Raw genomic sequence first — 16169 nt, 5'->3', positions numbered from 1 at the left:
GTTGGTGGCGGATTTGCAGGTATTGAACACCTGCATAATGTCCGTGCCCTACCGCGTGAAGTCGATGAGGTATGGCTGTTCATCACAGGCCGCAACCCCAACCTTACGCTGGTGGGTTAACATCCAAAGCCCATAAAAGAAGCCGATGTTCATATGAACATCGGCTCCTTTTGATCGTGCCCCGTCACGGAATGAGAGGGACAGTGGCAAGACTATTATTTCTTGGTGTCTGTTTGTTCCTTATCTGTCACCTTGGTGGAACCAGATTTATTGTTCTTGTTGCGGCCAATACTGGTCAGGCGATCACGCACCGCCAGGAAGGATTCCGAGGTGGATCCTTCTTTACCGGCTGATTTCGTGGTTTGGATCTTGATGTCATCCACGGTGATCTCACCGGACCTCAAGGAGACCAGTTCTGCGTGGTAACGGAACCACACGGCGAACACTGCGGCCACCGGGACTGCAAGGAAGGCACCCAGGATGCCGAAGAGGGTGGAACCCACAGTGACAGACAGCAAGACGATCGCAGCGTGAAGCTGCATGGCCTTGCCCTGGAGGAATGGCTGGAGGATATTGCCCTCGATCTGCTGAACCAGGATGATCAGGCCAAGAACCAACAGTGCGTTGGTTGGTCCGTTGGTTACCAGCGCCACGATCACGGCTAGGGCGCCTGCGGTGAAGGCACCGATGATCGGGATGAAACCACCGAAGAAGGTGATCACAGCCAGCGCCAATGCCAGCGGAACCTGGAGAATTACCAGGCCGATACCGATGAAAATGGCATCAACAAGGGAGACCAGCGCCTGGGTGCGGATGAATCCGGCCAGGGTGTTCCAAGAACGGGTGAGAACCTCGGTGAGGTGCCAGCCTGCGTTATCGCCGGTGTACTTGCGCAGCCAGGGCAGGAACTTCACGCCGTCCTTGAGGAAGAAGAAGGTCAGGACGAACATGACCACGATGGTGACCACCACGGTTGTTGCTGCTGAGAAACCGGTGAAAACGCCAGAGGCGATGCTGGATGCCTGATCCTGGACCCACTGGGTGGCATCATCGAGAAACTCATCAACCTGGCCCAGATCCAGATTGAGTGGACCATTTTGAAGTTGCTCCAAGAGAGACTGGACACCTTCGTAGGCACGTTCATAAACCTGTTGTGACTGGCTGGCCACACTGGGGGCGATGGCGGTGAATATACCACCGATGAAGCCGAAGAAGGCCAGGATCGTGGCGATTGCTGCCAGGGCGGGTGGCCATTTGTGGTCACGCAGGAACTTGGTTACCGGCCAGAGGACGGTGCAGACCAGCAGTGCCAGAAGGATGGGGAGCAGGCCAGCCCAGATTACAGAAAGGCCCTGGAAGAAAATCCATGCGGCGATCACAAAAACAATGAAACGCAGGGCCCAGCCGGCTGCCCAGCGTCCATCGCGACCAATGACGGCGGCACGGTCGATGGATGCGTTGTTTTCACTGGAATCATTGACTTCGAGATCTTCGAGCTTGCCCTCGACTGCTTCCGAGATCTTTTCGGACATGTCTGCATCTGTCCCCAGGGGTTGTGGGGGGATGCCTGATTTTTCGGTCATCTGGACTCCAACTATCAAAGGTTCGCGTGGAAGAGATCTATGCAGCAAGATTACCGCGAAACGCCCTGGGAGGCAGGGTGCATGGACGTAGATAAAGCGCGGGGGAGTGACGGGAGGATGTCTGCTCTTAGCGAACACCTTGCGTCCGGAAGGCTCAGGGGTGTCACCTATTTAACCCTGAATGCCTGCAGGAATGATCAAAGTTGAGTGGACTCGGAATAACTTTGTGGTTATGATCGTTGCATAGGACGTAAGGTTGAGTGGCATTCGCTCAAGGGGGTCTGTTAAACTGGCTTCCGGAAGTTGAGTTGAGTGCAGTCAACCATCGCTAGAAATCTGAATCAACAGGAGGAAACATTATGGGACGTGCAGTAGGAATTGACCTTGGTACCACCAACTCTGTGGTGTCTGTACTTGAAGGCGGTGAGCCGGTAGTTATCGCTAACTCCGAGGGCTCCCGCACCACCCCGTCCGTCGTGGCATTCGCCAAGAACGGCGAGGTTCTGGTTGGCCAGTCCGCCAAGAACCAGGCTGTCACCAACGTTGACCGCACCATCCGCTCCGTCAAGCGTCACATCGGTACCGACTGGTCCGTCGCGATCGATGACAAGAACTACACCTCACAGGAAATCTCCGCCCGCACCCTGATGAAGCTGAAGCGCGATGCTGAGGCCTACCTGGGTGAAGAGGTCACCGACGCAGTCATTACCGTTCCTGCATACTTCGAGGACTCCCAGCGACAGGCCACCAAGGAAGCCGGCCAGGTCGCAGGTCTGAACGTCCTGCGTATTGTCAACGAGCCAACCGCTGCTGCTCTGGCTTACGGACTGGAGAAGGGCGACCAGGAGCAGACCATCCTGGTATTCGACCTCGGTGGCGGCACCTTCGATGTCTCCCTGCTGGAAATCGGCGACGGCGTTGTTGAGGTTCGTGCAACCTCCGGCGACAACGAGCTCGGCGGCGACGACTGGGACCAGCGTGTTGTTGACTGGCTGGTTGAGAAGTTCCAGTCCTCCAACGGCATCGACCTGACCAAGGACAAGATGGCCCTGCAGCGTCTGCGTGAAGCTGCTGAGAAGGCAAAGATCGAACTGTCCTCCTCCCAGAACGCCAACATCAACCTGCCTTATATCACCGTTGATGCTGACAAGAACCCACTGTTCCTGGATGAGAACATCTCCCGTGCAGAGTTCCAGCGCATCACCCAGGACCTGCTCGACCGCACCAAGACCCCGTTCAACCAGGTGGTCAAGGATGCTGGCGTCTCCGTCTCCGAGATCGACCACGTTGTTCTCGTTGGTGGCTCCACCCGTATGCCTGCTGTCACCGAACTGGTCAAGGAACTGACCGGTGGCCGCGAGCCGAACAAGGGTGTCAACCCTGATGAGGTTGTTGCCGTCGGCGCTGCCCTCCAGGCCGGCGTCCTGCGCGGCGAGGTCAAGGACGTGCTGCTTCTTGACGTCACCCCACTCTCCCTCGGTATTGAGACCAAGGGTGGCGTGATGACCAAGCTCATCGAGCGCAACACCACCATCCCGACCAAGCGTTCCGAGACCTTCACCACCGCAGAAGACAACCAGCCTTCTGTGCAGATCCAGGTCTTCCAGGGTGAGCGTGAGATCGCCAACGCCAACAAGCTGCTCGGATCCTTCGAGCTCGGCGGCATCGCACCGGCACCACGTGGCGTTCCACAGATCGAGGTCACCTTCGACATCGACGCCAACGGCATCGTCCACGTCACCGCCAAGGACAAGGGCACCGGCAAGGAAAACACCATCACCATCCAGGACGGCTCCGGCCTGTCCCAGGAAGAGATCGACCGCATGGTCAAGGATGCCGAAGCTCACGCTGAGGAGGACAAGAAGCGCCGTGAGGAGCAGGAAGTCCGCAACAACGCTGAGTCCCTGGTGTATCAGACCCGCAAGTTCGTCGAGGAAAACGACGACAAGGTCTCTGAGGATCTCAAGACCAAGGTTGAAGAAGCAGCTGCAGGTGTCGAAGAGTCCCTCAAGGGCGAAGACATCGAAGCCATCAAGACCGCTGTCGAGAAGCTGAACACCGAATCCCAGGAAATGGGCAAGGCCATCTACGAAGCTGAGGCTGCCGCAGGCGCAACCCAGGCCGACGCAGGTGCTGAGGGTGCTCCAGCTGATGACAACGTCGTTGACGCTGAAGTTGTCGAAGACGACGCAACCGATAACGGTGAGGACAAGAAGTAATGACCAACCCCAACGGAATGCCAGATAACCCCGGCGATCCCGAGAACACCGATCCGGAGGCGACCTCTGCAGACTTTGCAGAGCGCGCAGCGGAGGAATCCGCAGCCCGCCAGGCTGATGATCCGGAAGCCGGCGATGATGACGCTGGGGTTGAACCCGAAATCGACCCTGCGCTAGAAGCGGAAATCGACGAAGCATTAGCTGACATCGATCCTGACGCTGATGGCGATGGTGCGGTCTCCAGTGTGGAAGAGCAGCTTGCTGAGCGCACCGAGGACCTCCAGCGGGTATCCGCTGAATACGCCAACTACCGTCGTCGCACCGACCGTGAGCGCGCAGGCATCATCGACACCGCCAAGGCCAACGTTGTCTCCCAGCTGCTCCCGATCCTCGATGATCTGGACCTGGCTGAGCAGCACGGTGACCTGACAGAAGGTCCACTGAAGGTTTTCGCGGACAAGATGAAGAACACCCTCACCGGCATGAAGCTCGAGTCTTTCGGCTCAGCTGGTGATGAGTTCGATCCTGAGATCCACGAAGCAGTCCAGGACCTGTCCGAAGGTGACACCAAGGTTCTTGGCACGGTACTCCGCAAGGGCTACCGCTTCAATGACAAGCTGATCCGCAATGCGATGGTCATCATCGCCGATCCGGAGCAGTAATATCACCGGCAACGGTTGATGTGCAAGAGGGCGGGCTGTGACAGGTACGCCCCCTTGCGGCCCCACCTTCTTCTGAGAAGTGCCGGGGCGATGGTGGGCATAAAGCCACCAGAAACAGGGGCGCGGTGTCTTGAGGAAGGCCCCGCGCCTTTCGTCTCAGCAACTATGGGCAGAGACGGGCATAATTGCATAGATTAGTGAATTAACGAACTTGAATAACAAACTTTTACACACCTCACGCACCACAACCTGAGGGGAGGAGATGCCCAGTGAACAATGCAGAATGGGCAAATAAAGACTATTACGCGGACCTGGGGGTCTCCAAGACCTCAACGGCCGATGACATCAAGAAGGCATATCGCAAACTCGCGCGGGAAAACCACCCGGATAAAAACCCTGGTGATAAGGCTGCGGAGGACCGCTTCAAAAAAGCGGCTGAAGCCTATGATGTGGTCGGCGATGAGGATAAGCGCAAAGAATATGATGAGCTGAAAACTCTCCTGGCTTCCGGTGGAATCCGTGGAGGATTCGGAAGCGGAGGCGCCGGCTTCCCCGGCGGGTTTCGCTCGTCGCAGGGCTTCGACACCTCCGACATCTTCGGAGGATCTGGACAAGGTGGAGGATTTTCTGCGGACAGCGGTTTGGGCGATATCTTCGGTGGCCTTTTCAACCGCGGCAGTGGTCCTCGCCAGTCAGCTAGGCCGACGCGGGGGGCGGATGTAGAAACTGACATCACCCTCGAGTTCGTTGAGGCTGTCAAGGGCACGACCATCCCGGTGGAACTCACCGGAGATGCGCCCTGCAACACCTGTCACGGCTCTGGATCCAAGTCCGGAAACCCCTCCAAGTGTGGGCAGTGCAGTGGCTCCGGATTCACCTCAGAGAACAAGGGTGCCTTCGGATTCTCAGCACCCTGTACCCACTGTGGTGGCACCGGTGAGGTCATCACCGATCCGTGTTCTGACTGTCGTGGCCGCGGCACTGTCCGCAAGACCCGCTCCATCACCGTCCGTATCCCGGCCGGTGTGGTTGACGGTCAGAAAGTACGCCTGGCGGGGCAGGGAGAGGCAGGCCCGAATGGTAAACCTGCCGGCGACCTGTTCGTCCGTGTCCACGTCAAGGAAGACACGGTATTCGAACGCGATGGCAACAACATCCACATCACCATCCCGGTGAGTTTCTCAGAGCTTGCCCTGGGCGGTGCGATCTCCGTTCCGACCCTGGATAAGCCGGTCAAACTTAAGCTTGCCGCAGGAACGCCGGATGGCCGTACCCTGCGCGTGCGCGGGCGGGGTGTGGAAACCCGCAGCGGAACCGGTGACCTCATGGTGACCGTCCAGGTCAAGGTGCCGGAAAAGCTGGATGACCAGGCAGTAGAAGCACTCCGCTCCTATGCCGAAGCGGAGAAGAGCTCAGGTTTTGACCCCCGTGGTGACTGGGCAGGAAATAACCGCTAACTCACAGGGCTGGTGGTTTCACCAGCCCTGCGGGCTGGAATGGCCGCAATCTCCGGGAAGTGGAAGAAGGTGACAATGCAATGACAACTACCCCGAACAATCGTGAGGACAACCCTGGCACGCAACGCGAGGGCATGCAGGATGAACATCTGGGCCGTGACAACGGAATTGACCGTTCAGTGTTCACCGGGGAGGTCTACGTTATCTCTGTTGCCGCGGAGCTTGCGGGCATGCATGCCCAGACCCTGCGGACCTATGACCGGATGGGGCTGGTCACACCCCAACGCACCCGCGGTGGCGGACGCCGATACACCCGCGATGACGTAGAGCTTCTCCGCAAGATTCAACGTCTGAGCCAGGAGGACGGCGTCAACCTGGCCGGCATCAAGGCGATCATTGAACTGGGTGAACAAAACCGTGATCTCAGGGAATCGCTGCGGAAGACAACTGCGGAAAATGACGAACTCAAGGCGGAACTACGTCGCGGTGGCGGCAGGCCCCGTGGCGAACTTGTTCATGTTCCACGTTCCACAGCCGTGGTGATGTGGGAACGCCGTAAAGGCCGGGGCCGGCAGGCCTGATTTTCTAGTGGTCAGCCCGCTGCGACGGGCGTTTCCTGCTGGAAACCCGAGCAGGGTGGGTGGTGCACTGTTATGGTGCACCGCCCACCTTTATGTTTTCTGCACTGGGCTTGGAAGGCGGAGGGGATGGTGATGGAAAACTGCTTTGAGGGGATCTTTGCAAACATTGACACAGGGATTATCGGGGGTAGGTCTGTGACTGGAGAGGGAGAGTTTCTGCTGGATGAAATCAGTGTCAGGGGGTGAAATAATTGAAAACTCTGGCGCGCATCTGCTAATCCCGCATAGGGTGGCACACAGGGCGAAGTAATGTGCCCGCAGTCACAGCTATTGGTATATGTTGCCTGGCGCACGTATGTAGTACCTTCTTGGAGGAAGCAGTCAACGTGGGAGTCAGGTCGCATCCGAAAAAGGAGATGTCATGACCGTTTATGCAAACCCGGGAACCGAAGGTTCGATTGTCAACTATGAGAAGCGCTATGACAACTACATCGGTGGACAGTGGGTCCCACCGGTAGATGGCCAGTACATGGAGAACATCACGCCGGTCACCGGCGAGGTTTTCTGTGAGGTCGCGCGTTCCACTGCAGCTGACATCGAAGCAGCCCTGGATGCGGCCCACGCGGCAGCTCCTGCATGGGGCCAGACTTCTGTTGCTGAGCGCGCATTGATCCTGCACCGTATTGCGGACCGTATGGAGGAGCACCTCGAGGAGATCGCTGTCGCGGAAACCTGGGAGAACGGCAAGGCTGTCCGTGAGACGCTTGCCGCTGATATCCCATTGGCCATTGACCACTTCCGTTATTTTGCCGGTGCCATCCGTGCACAGGAGGACCGTTCCTCCCAGATCGACCACAACACCGTTGCCTACCATTTCAATGAGCCCATCGGCGTTGTCGGCCAGATCATCCCCTGGAACTTCCCCATCCTCATGGCTACTTGGAAGATCGCCCCGGCACTTGCCGCAGGTAATGCCATCGTGATGAAGCCCGCAGAGCAGACCCCGGCGTCCATCCTCTACCTGATGAACATCATCGGAGACCTCCTTCCAGATGGTGTGCTCAACATCGTCAATGGTCTCGGTGAGGATGCAGGTAGCGCACTGTCCAGCTCTGACCGTATCGGCAAGATCGCCTTCACCGGTTCCACCCAGGTGGGCAAGATCATCAACAAGGCTGCTTCCGACAAGATAATCCCGGTGACACTGGAGCTCGGTGGCAAGTCCCCATCCATCTTCTTCAAGGACGTGATGTCTGAGGACGATGCATTCCTCCAGAAGGCCGTCGAAGGCTTTGCCATGTTCGCCCTGAACCAGGGTGAGGTCTGTACCTGTCCTTCCCGCGCACTTGTCCATGAGTCCATCGCGGATGAGTTCCTTGAGCTCGGCGTGGAACGCGTCAAGAACATCAAGCTGGGCAACCCGCTGGATACTGAAACCATGATGGGTGCTCAGGCCTCCCAGGAGCAGATGGACAAGATCTCCAGCTACCTGAAGATCGGCCCTGATGAGGGTGCGGAAACCCTCACCGGTGGCAAGATCAACAAGGTTGAGGGACTGGACAACGGCTACTACATCGAGCCGACCGTTTTCCGTGGCACCAATGACATGAGGATCTTCCGCGAGGAGATCTTCGGACCTGTCCTTTCTGTCGCGACCTTCTCCGACTTCGATGAGGCCGTCCGCATCGCCAATGACACCAACTACGGACTCGGTGCCGGCGTGTGGACCCGTGACCAGAACACCGTTTACCGTGCCGGCCGCGCTATCCAGGCAGGTCGTGTCTGGGTGAACCAGTACCACAACTACCCGGCGCACTCTGCCTTCGGTGGTTATAAGGAATCCGGCATCGGTCGTGAAAACCACCTGATGATGCTGGCTCACTACCAACAGACCAAGAACCTCCTGGTCTCCTACGATCCGAACCCAACCGGACTCTTCTAAACCGCTTAGCACCCCACACCGCAGTCCCTTCCCCCTTATGAAGGCGGGGGAGGGGGCTGCGGTTTCGTGCTCTTTATTGCCTGTTTAATCCTTTGTGATCACCGTGGTCAATTGCCGGAGGAAGTCGGGATCCTCCCAATAACCGGAATGGTTGGCAGCAGAGTCCCAGACGGTGGATCCGAACCAGGGGGAGGTGGGATCTGTGCCGTGGATCCCGCCGAAACGGGTGGCAGCCAGCCCGATGGGGTCCTCAGTACCCGTGACGGCATAGACCTCGGTATTGAGTTCCCGCGCATGGGTCACGCCTGCACCGGGGCTGCCCACCAGCACCACTGCATCGAAACCTTCTGCAGCATTTTCTGCACTTTTCTGCGCACCTTTGCCTACCACCACGGACCCGTAGCTATAGCCGACGACGACCTTGCGCTGCTGTGGATTCCGAACAGCCAGAGATTCCTGGAATTGTTGTAATTCACGTCCCCCTTTTTCCGCTGCCCGTGTGGACACCGCGAGCGGAATGTTATGTGGCGCGGTATATCCCAGCCACATGACCGTGGCAGCACCACTTGACCGACCCAGGGTGCGTGCTCTGTCGATGTTGCCCTGCCAGTGTGCGGGGTCAGAGGAACTAACACCAGCGACCATGGTGACAAGAGCGTCTGCCTTGTCAACATCACCTATCGCCGCCACGAAGGCACGACCATCGCCACCACTGCCCTCCCCAACTTCCAGGAGCATGACATCGGGATTATCGGCGGCAAATTTCTGGATATCAGGTGGGGCATTCATGAGATTGAATTCGTGGATGGAGGTGGCTGGGAGATCATCAAAATCTCCCAGCCGTTGGAGGGGAGTGGGAGCCTCAGGGGTACAGATGGCGTTGATCTGGGCTGCACAGACAAGATCTAGAAGTTCCCCCATCCGGGCGATGTGGGTGAGAAACGCCGTGGTGGCCGGGGAGTAGTCGGTGAGGCGTTCAACAGTGTGGAGAGAGGATTCCAGAACCCGGACGGCCCCGGCTGTACTCAACAACACCTGGGCTGCTGAACCCATGCGCTGTGCGGTGTGCAACAGTGAGGAATTATGGCGGTGCAACTGCCCGATGCCTGCCAGCAGAGAATCAGCATTGGTGAATCCCTGCAGACCATTCCAGGCATCAGCCCGTGCTACACCCTGCTCATCCAGGGTGGCGGCGATCTTCATCAGTAAGGAGCCAAGTTCTTCCAGTTCCGTGCTCCGGAGCGGGAGGGTCACCATCACTGATCACCACCATCTAGAGCTCTGGACAGTGTGGAAGACAGGGAACTGTCGATGGTGCAGAAGTGTTCTGCCAGCTTCTTCATGGAGGCAAGGTGGGTAATCAGTGAGTGGTGGTCTTCGTCAAGCAGACGCCGCCACCCACTGTCAGCGTTAAGCACTGCTGAAAACGTGCGGCTTGTGCCAGCGTGGGCGGTCAGGGGCGGAAACACCAGCTCAGGTGTGGTTCCTGCAAGCAGCTCGGGGAAGTTTCGTGTCATGAACATGGCACCAGTACAGGTCTGGAAGGAGTAAATGACAAGAATCGGGTTGCGGAACCTGTGAATAACTTTGGACATCCGCCTAGGCTGTGGATTATGCGTATCGCTTTGCTACAGATCACATCCGGTGCAGATAAGATAGCCAACCTGGAACTTGTCCGTGAAGCCGCAACTGATGCCGCCCGGCAGGGGGCGCGGCTGCTTGTCTTCCCGGAGGCCACCTCCCAGGCGTTTGGTACGGGGCGTCTGGATCCGCAGGCAGAAGACCTGGATTCCGGCGAATTCGCCACCGCGGTGAAACAACTCGCCGAGGATCTTGGGGTGGTGATTGTCGCCGGAATGTTCACCACCGCAGACACCGTGGAACGTGATGACAAAACCATCAACCGGGTCCATAACACCGCTCTGATCACCGGTGCCGGCCTGCACGAGGGGTATCGCAAGATCAATACCTATGATGCCTTCGGCTACCGGGAGTCCGACACGGTTAAGCCAGGAACCGAATCACATCTTTTTGAACTTGACGGCGTGAAGATCGGTGTGGCGATCTGCTATGACCTCCGTTTCCCCCAGCATTTTCAGGACCTGGCGCGCGCCGGGGCCCAGATCATCGTGGTGCCCACCTCCTGGCAGGACGGTGAGGGGAAACGTGAACAGCTGCAGGTGCTCAGCCAGGCGCGAGCCCTGGATTCCACCAGCTGGGTGCTCATGTGCGATCAGGCCCGTCCCACCGAGGAACGAAAAGGCCCCGCTGGGATCGGTCATTCAGCCGTGATTGATCCAACAGGTGTGATTATCGCCGGTGCCGGTTATGAACCGGAGACAATCATCGCGGATGTGGATCTCTCAGGCCTGGAGAAGATCCGGGAATCCATCCCGGTCCTCTAATCCGGGAGGATCATTAAAACGGCAGGTGTTCGATCCGGTCGCGGGGTGTCCCGCGCCTGATCAGGGCTCGCCGGATATCCCTGGCCATCTGCTCCGGTCCGGCGATGAGCACATCACGATCAGCCCACGCCCCCACGCTGGTGACGATCTCCGCCATCATCCCCACCTGAGTCAGATGTAGACCGCGTGGGGGTTTGGAAGCCTCGGTGCCCTGCACCCACCAGGCATCCTCTTCGTTTGTGGTGACGGGGACAACCGAGAGCCACGGGCAGGCCGCTGCGAAATTCCACAGCCCCATCAGTTCATAGAGTTCCCCGGGGTATTCCGCTCCGACGAAGAAATGCAACCGTGGGGGATTGGTCTGGCTCATCAGCTCAAACATCATGGCGCGCAGTGGTGCGAGGCCGGTGCCGTAGGCGATGAATAACAAATCATTCGGCTTCTCGGCTGGAGGGGCGGTGCTGGGGGTGGCGTCGACAAGCTCCGTTGAGGTCGGGCGCCCGAAGAGGCGCTGGCCGAATTCGCCCTGCCCGGTGCCGATCGACCACACATCGCCAGGCCTCGAGTTAGCCAGCAGGCGGAGCGCATTGTCCTCATCATTGACCTGGATGTGGAACTCCACCTGACCCCACTGGTTGGTGGGGATGGAGGGGCAGAGGAAACGCCAGGCATTCTGCAGGTAATCAGTGGTGACCGGCATATACTGGCCGGGGGAATAGGCAAGCTCGGCCTCTGCCTGGAGGCGAACCACAAAAAAGCGCCGGCTGCGTTTTTCCACCTCCACCACCGTGGCGGGGATGGAGGCGGGCTCACCGGTGTCGATGGATTCCTGTGCCGCGCGGGCCATATCCCGGGTCACCGCGGTGACGGCACGTTCCGCGAAGAGTTCAGTTTCGAAGGGGAGATCCTGGCACACCTCGCGGAGTGCCAGGTTGGTGGCCTCCCCGAGGGTGGTGAAAGCAGCAGGGGTGAAACCGAAACGACGATAATCCCGGGCGAGGGTGCGGAAATACTCCAAGGTATCTGCCCCCACCGCGCCCTCAGGGCCCACTCCATCAAGCAACGCTGCCAATGATTCCGCCATGCTGATGTGGGTCTTGTCATCAACATGCGGGATATATGCGGATGCGAGTGGATCAAGACTGAACAACCTGGTTATCAGCGTGCGGAGGAACACGTCCGGGTTGTCCTCAATGAGGGAGGTAACTGGGCGCATGGGTCGGGGTGTCACGTTCTCCATTGTGCACTTTTTTGCTGTTGAGGTGGCGTAAAGGCACGCCTCCGGTAACTACCGGGGTCTGGAAAGATTTTCTATGAGGAGTGCAACATCAGATTGATGCAGAAGATAGGGAAGGAGATCTAGTTTTCTAGCTCGCTTCATCGGAGTCTGATTGGGTCACACCTGAGCTGCACTGAAGTGCTTCTACGAATGTTGATTATAGCAAATTGAATGTAAGAAGCGTCTCCGCAACCAGGAGGACATAACTGCCGGTCAGGTGGCTGAGTGGCGAAGGTTACATAAACTTAGCAAACTTAATATGTTAGAGTTTGCTGTGTTGGCTGGGAATAGTTTGGGAATTTCTTAAAGGGAGTTTGAGTATGAAGGTGCTCAGGAGAGTGCTGTGGAGTGTCTTGGCTGTTTTCTTGGCGGTGCTGATCTCGGCAGGTGCCACGATCTACCTCGCCAAACCGTTCGCTTCACCGGTTGAGATTGAAACAACTTCCAGTGACTCGCGGATCATCACGGCAATCGAGAAGCAGGAACAGATTGTGCTGATGAGTGCCAGCGTCCAGGGGATCAGTACTGAACGGGTCGAGGGCACAATTTGGGAGTGGACAGTTCCAGGCACCTCCCGCACACAGTTTCTGCAGTACAGTTATCGGGCGAAGTTGGGAATCGAAGGCGAAGATGTTTCGGTAGAAGCTGATGGCGCAGATCGGTTTATCATCCATATTCCTGAGTTCATCTTTATCGGCCACTCTGATGAAAAGTTTGAAACTGTCATGGAGAAGAACGGGGCGTTGAGTTTCGCGACCACCGACATTGATCCTGCAAAAACGATTACGAAGATCCTGGATGCGGAAGCTAAAACTGAAGAGATCAACGCTAACCGCGACCTGCTCGAAGAACAAGCGATAGCTTTCTATACCGGGATCATCACCGCTATCGATCCGAATGTGAAACTGGATTTTCAGTTCAGTAACTAAAGCTTTCAGTAACTAAGGCTTTTGGAACTGCGCTCAATGACGAGATGCACCCGATTCGAGTTACCGGCTCGATGGAACCTCAGCCTTGGAGGATCCTAAGGGCTTCGACACGTGAGTGCGGCAACGAGATTGACCACCAATCTCAAAATCCTTAATCAGCAGATGCGGACTAACGAGGGACATTGCTCATGCAATGTCCCTCGTTTTGATCATTGTGGGGATTCGCAGAAAAAAACACGTCCTCTAATGAGCAGCCACCTCTCCGATCATCGGTTGAGTGGCGCTCATTCTAGGCCCACTATGTGGCCATTCCCCTCAATGTGAAAGGACAACTCATGTCTAATCGTTCCTATGGATTCGGCAACTTCCTCGTCGATTTCCTACTGCTGATCCTCACTGGTGGGCTCTGGGTGATTTGGATCTTCATCCGCGAGATGAGACGCCGATAGGCGGGGCGGTGATGGTGGCCCAGTTTCCGCCGCCATCACCTGCCAGCACCACTGATCTCCTGGTCTACGTCTGGCAAATAGAGTTCGAAGCTTAAATCGCGCCCGGCCGGGGTATCCAGTCATCAAAAACAAACCCAGGGGCCGATATGTTCTGCAGGTGACTTCCAGGGTGGGCCTCGCGAGAGTTTTTCGTGGAAGTGCTGAATTTTCCCGTTGGTCTTCCCACGGGGCCCGTGGATCCGGGTGGAGTCTACCGAGGTCCGATTACCTAGAACTCATACCCGGTCACTGGTCCGTTGGTGTTGGGCTCCCATCCCAGTGCCGGTGCGACATGTTCGGCGAAGTTGCGGAGGATGGAGGCGTTGAGCTCCACGCCCATCTGGTTCGGGACGGTGAGCATGAGGGTGTCGGCATCCATGACGGCCTTATCCTGCTTGAGCTGATCGATGAGCTCATCCGGGGATCCGGCATAGGAGCGCCCGAAGGTGGTGCGGGTGTCATCGATGATGCCGATCTGATCCTCGCCCTGGCCCTGGAGGCCGAAGAGCTCGCGGTCGCGGTCGGTGACAATCGGGAAGATCGATCGGGATACCGATACCCGTGGGGTCCAGTCGTGCCCGGCGTCCTTCCAGGCTGCGCGGTAGTTCTGGATCTGGTCAAACTGCAACTCACTCAGTGATTGGCCGGTGGCCTCTGAGACGAGGGTGGAGCTCATCAGGTTCACCCCATCCTTGGCAGCCTGGATGGCGGTGTTGTGGGAACCTGCGCCCCACCAGATTGATTTACGCAGCTCCGTATCGTGTGGGAAGATCGGCAGTGGGGTGCCCGGGCGGTAGAGACGTGGGTACTGATCCTCGGCGGCAACAGCCATGCCATAACCATCCACGGCAGCCATGAAACGCTGGAACTTCTCACGCGCCATGCCTGCGCCCTTGGGGTCTTCCCCGGTCTCATAACCGAAGGACTCCCAACCCTTATCGGCAGGTTCCGGTGATCCACGTGAAACACCGAGTGCGACCCTGCCGTCGGCAAGCAGGTTCAGTGCGGCTGCTTCCTCGGCCAGGTAGAGGGGGTTTTCATAGCGCATGTCAATCACGCCGGTACCCACCTCAATATTTTTGGTGGCACCGATGATCGCGCCGAGCAACGGCATGGGGGACGCACCTTGAGGAGCGAAGTGGTGAACGCGGAAGTAGGCGCCGTTAACACCGAGGGCATCTGCTTCCTTGGCTAATTCGAGGGCCTGCTGGAGCATGCTGCGCTCCTGGCCGATCTGATAATGCCCGAAACTCAAAAATCCGAATGCCTTCATGAGATGTACCTTTCCACTACATGCTTGATGTGTCAACAACTATGTGGGGTGTGCTTGTCCGCGCCGCCTGTGGTGCAGTTTTCAGCGGATGTCCAGCTTCTTCGCGGTGACCCTGCCGGCAATGCGTCCAGCGCGGGTAGCCCCCACCGTGGAGGCGGCGGACCCATAGCCAACCAGGAGGATGCGCTCATCAGCGCTGGGGGAGACCTCATTGTCCATGAGGATCCCGTGGTCGCTACGCAGTTTCATCGGGGCCAAGTGGCGCAGCGCCGGGCGGAAGCCGGTGTTCCAGAAGATGACATCCACACCCAGTTCGGTGCCTGCCGGGTAAGGGTTCCAACTGTTCGGTACGGCCAGACGGTTATTTGCCGATGGTCCAAGACCATGTGCCAGGGAGGTGGTGGGTTCGCTGAAGATGACACCGGTGGGCGTGATCTCATCGAACATGCCCCGGCTGACAATCAGTCCTCGGTCCACGCCATCCATATAGTCCGGCAGTTGTGGGATTCCGGTGGTGCGGACCACGCTGGCAGGTGCCTTTCCTGTGTGGGTGCGTTCCCGCACGGCACGTTCCACGGCGAGGCCCCAGCCATCATCAAATTTCTTCTCGGTGAAGTTCGGGGGTCTGCGGGTGGCCCAGGTCAACTCGGCGATGCCTTCCATCTCCAGGAGGAATTGCACGGCACTTAATCCGCCACCGACAATCAGTACGCGCTGGTCTTTGAAATCTTCAGCCCTGTGGTAGCCGACTGTGTGCAACTGTTTGCCCTGGAATTTGTCGATGCCTGGAATGTAGGGAACGTAGGGGTTGGTCCATGTGCCTGTCGCGTTCAGGACATAACGGGCCTGCCAGCTGCGTCCATCATCGGCGGTGACCACCAGCGGTGAGGCGGGGTCAGGTTCTGATAGTGGGGCAACTGTTTTGACCTTCACCGGGCGGACCACGGCGAAATCAAATTCCTTCTCATATGTGCCGTAATAGTCGGCGACCAGTGTTGAGGCCGGGGTGGTTGGATCAGGGCGTTGCATGGGCAGTCCCGGAAGGTCGGCGATGCCGTGGGCCTTGCCGAGCGTGAGGGAATCCCACCGGTGGCGCCATGCTCCACCCGGGCCGGTGTTTGAATCCAGGACCAGGAAGTTTTCCCCAGGTGACAGGCCGCGCCGTGTCAGTTCATGAGCTGCGGCAAGCCCCGCCTGGCCCGCGCCGATGATGATCGCCTCAAGTCTTGTTGCCATGTCAACAACTTTAGCACCGGTTGATGGTTTCCGCCAGGGCTGTCCAACGCTTCCACGACTCTTCAAGGTTCGGGCATGGGTGATGTCCGCGGGCATTTGGGGGAAGACCCTGATG

Annotated in this window: 13 protein-coding genes; 7 read left to right on the top strand and 6 right to left on the bottom strand. The window is 57.9% G+C overall.

Going from position 1 to position 16169, the window contains the following annotated elements; translation table 11 throughout:
- Positions 1 to 215 precede the first annotated feature (215 nt).
- Complete coding sequence (locus Q0M74_RS00295) at positions 216 to 1583, bottom strand: AI-2E family transporter (RefSeq protein WP_293950620.1); 1368 nt, start codon at positions 1581 to 1583, stop codon at positions 216 to 218.
- Positions 1584 to 1942: 359 nt separating this feature from the next.
- On the opposite strand from Q0M74_RS00295, the gene dnaK reads away from it, so the two are divergent.
- The 5 genes from dnaK to Q0M74_RS00270 all read left to right on the top strand — a co-directional run bounded on the left by dnaK (position 1943) and on the right by Q0M74_RS00270 (position 8444).
- On the top strand, positions 1943 to 3802 hold the full coding sequence (gene dnaK / locus Q0M74_RS00290; protein ID WP_293950618.1) for a molecular chaperone DnaK: 1860 nt from the start codon (positions 1943 to 1945) through the stop codon (positions 3800 to 3802).
- A complete protein-coding gene (gene grpE, locus Q0M74_RS00285; RefSeq protein WP_293950616.1) occupies positions 3802 to 4464 on the top strand; it encodes a nucleotide exchange factor GrpE in 663 nt (220 codons plus the stop codon). Before dnaK ends, grpE begins: the two co-directional genes overlap by 1 nt.
- Before the next feature lie 269 nt (positions 4465 to 4733).
- Positions 4734 to 5921, top strand: coding sequence for a molecular chaperone DnaJ (dnaJ, locus tag Q0M74_RS00280; protein ID WP_293950614.1), 1188 nt, complete (start codon positions 4734 to 4736; stop codon positions 5919 to 5921).
- Between the two features lie 134 nt (positions 5922 to 6055).
- Positions 6056 to 6502 carry a heat shock protein transcriptional repressor HspR gene (locus Q0M74_RS00275; protein WP_293950626.1) on the top strand — a complete coding sequence of 149 codons (447 nt, stop codon included), beginning with the start codon at positions 6056 to 6058 and terminating at the stop codon, positions 6500 to 6502.
- Between the two features lie 421 nt (positions 6503 to 6923).
- Positions 6924 to 8444: an aldehyde dehydrogenase family protein gene (locus tag Q0M74_RS00270; protein ID WP_293950612.1), complete on the top strand. Its 1521-nt coding sequence runs from the start codon at positions 6924 to 6926 to the stop codon at positions 8442 to 8444.
- An 84-nt stretch (positions 8445 to 8528) separates the two neighbouring features.
- Here Q0M74_RS00270 and Q0M74_RS00265 read toward each other — a convergent pair whose 3' ends face one another.
- A complete protein-coding gene (locus tag Q0M74_RS00265) occupies positions 8529 to 9701 on the bottom strand; it encodes an alpha/beta hydrolase (RefSeq protein ID WP_293950610.1) in 1173 nt (390 codons plus the stop codon).
- Positions 9701 to 10039 (bottom strand): hypothetical protein, encoded by a 339-nt coding sequence (locus Q0M74_RS00260; RefSeq protein ID WP_293950608.1) that lies wholly within the window; start codon positions 10037 to 10039, stop codon positions 9701 to 9703. The genes Q0M74_RS00265 and Q0M74_RS00260 overlap by 1 nt, the downstream gene beginning before the upstream one ends.
- A gap of 18 nt (positions 10040 to 10057) precedes the next feature.
- Between Q0M74_RS00260 and Q0M74_RS00255 the strand changes: the two genes are divergently transcribed.
- A complete protein-coding gene (locus Q0M74_RS00255) occupies positions 10058 to 10849 on the top strand; it encodes a carbon-nitrogen hydrolase family protein (protein ID WP_293950606.1) in 792 nt (263 codons plus the stop codon).
- A 13-nt stretch (positions 10850 to 10862) separates the two neighbouring features.
- Here Q0M74_RS00255 and Q0M74_RS00250 read toward each other — a convergent pair whose 3' ends face one another.
- Complete coding sequence (locus Q0M74_RS00250; protein ID WP_293950604.1) at positions 10863 to 12089, bottom strand: FAD-binding oxidoreductase; 1227 nt, start codon at positions 12087 to 12089, stop codon at positions 10863 to 10865.
- 359 nt (positions 12090 to 12448) lie between these two features.
- Between Q0M74_RS00250 and Q0M74_RS00245 the strand changes: the two genes are divergently transcribed.
- A complete protein-coding gene (locus Q0M74_RS00245) occupies positions 12449 to 13057 on the top strand; it encodes a hypothetical protein (RefSeq protein WP_293950602.1) in 609 nt (202 codons plus the stop codon).
- A 717-nt stretch (positions 13058 to 13774) separates the two neighbouring features.
- Here Q0M74_RS00245 and Q0M74_RS00240 read toward each other — a convergent pair.
- Positions 13775 to 14818, bottom strand: coding sequence for an LLM class flavin-dependent oxidoreductase (locus tag Q0M74_RS00240; RefSeq protein WP_293950600.1), 1044 nt, complete (start codon positions 14816 to 14818; stop codon positions 13775 to 13777).
- Positions 14819 to 14899: 81 nt separating this feature from the next.
- A complete protein-coding gene (locus Q0M74_RS00235) occupies positions 14900 to 16054 on the bottom strand; it encodes an NAD(P)-binding domain-containing protein (protein ID WP_293950598.1) in 1155 nt (384 codons plus the stop codon).
- Between the last annotated feature and the right edge of the window lie 115 nt (positions 16055 to 16169).

The sequence above is a fragment of the uncultured Corynebacterium sp. genome, assembly GCF_945649885.1.
GTDB lineage: Bacteria > Actinomycetota > Actinomycetes > Mycobacteriales > Mycobacteriaceae > Corynebacterium.
This window is presented reverse-complemented; position numbering and strand designations above follow the sequence as displayed.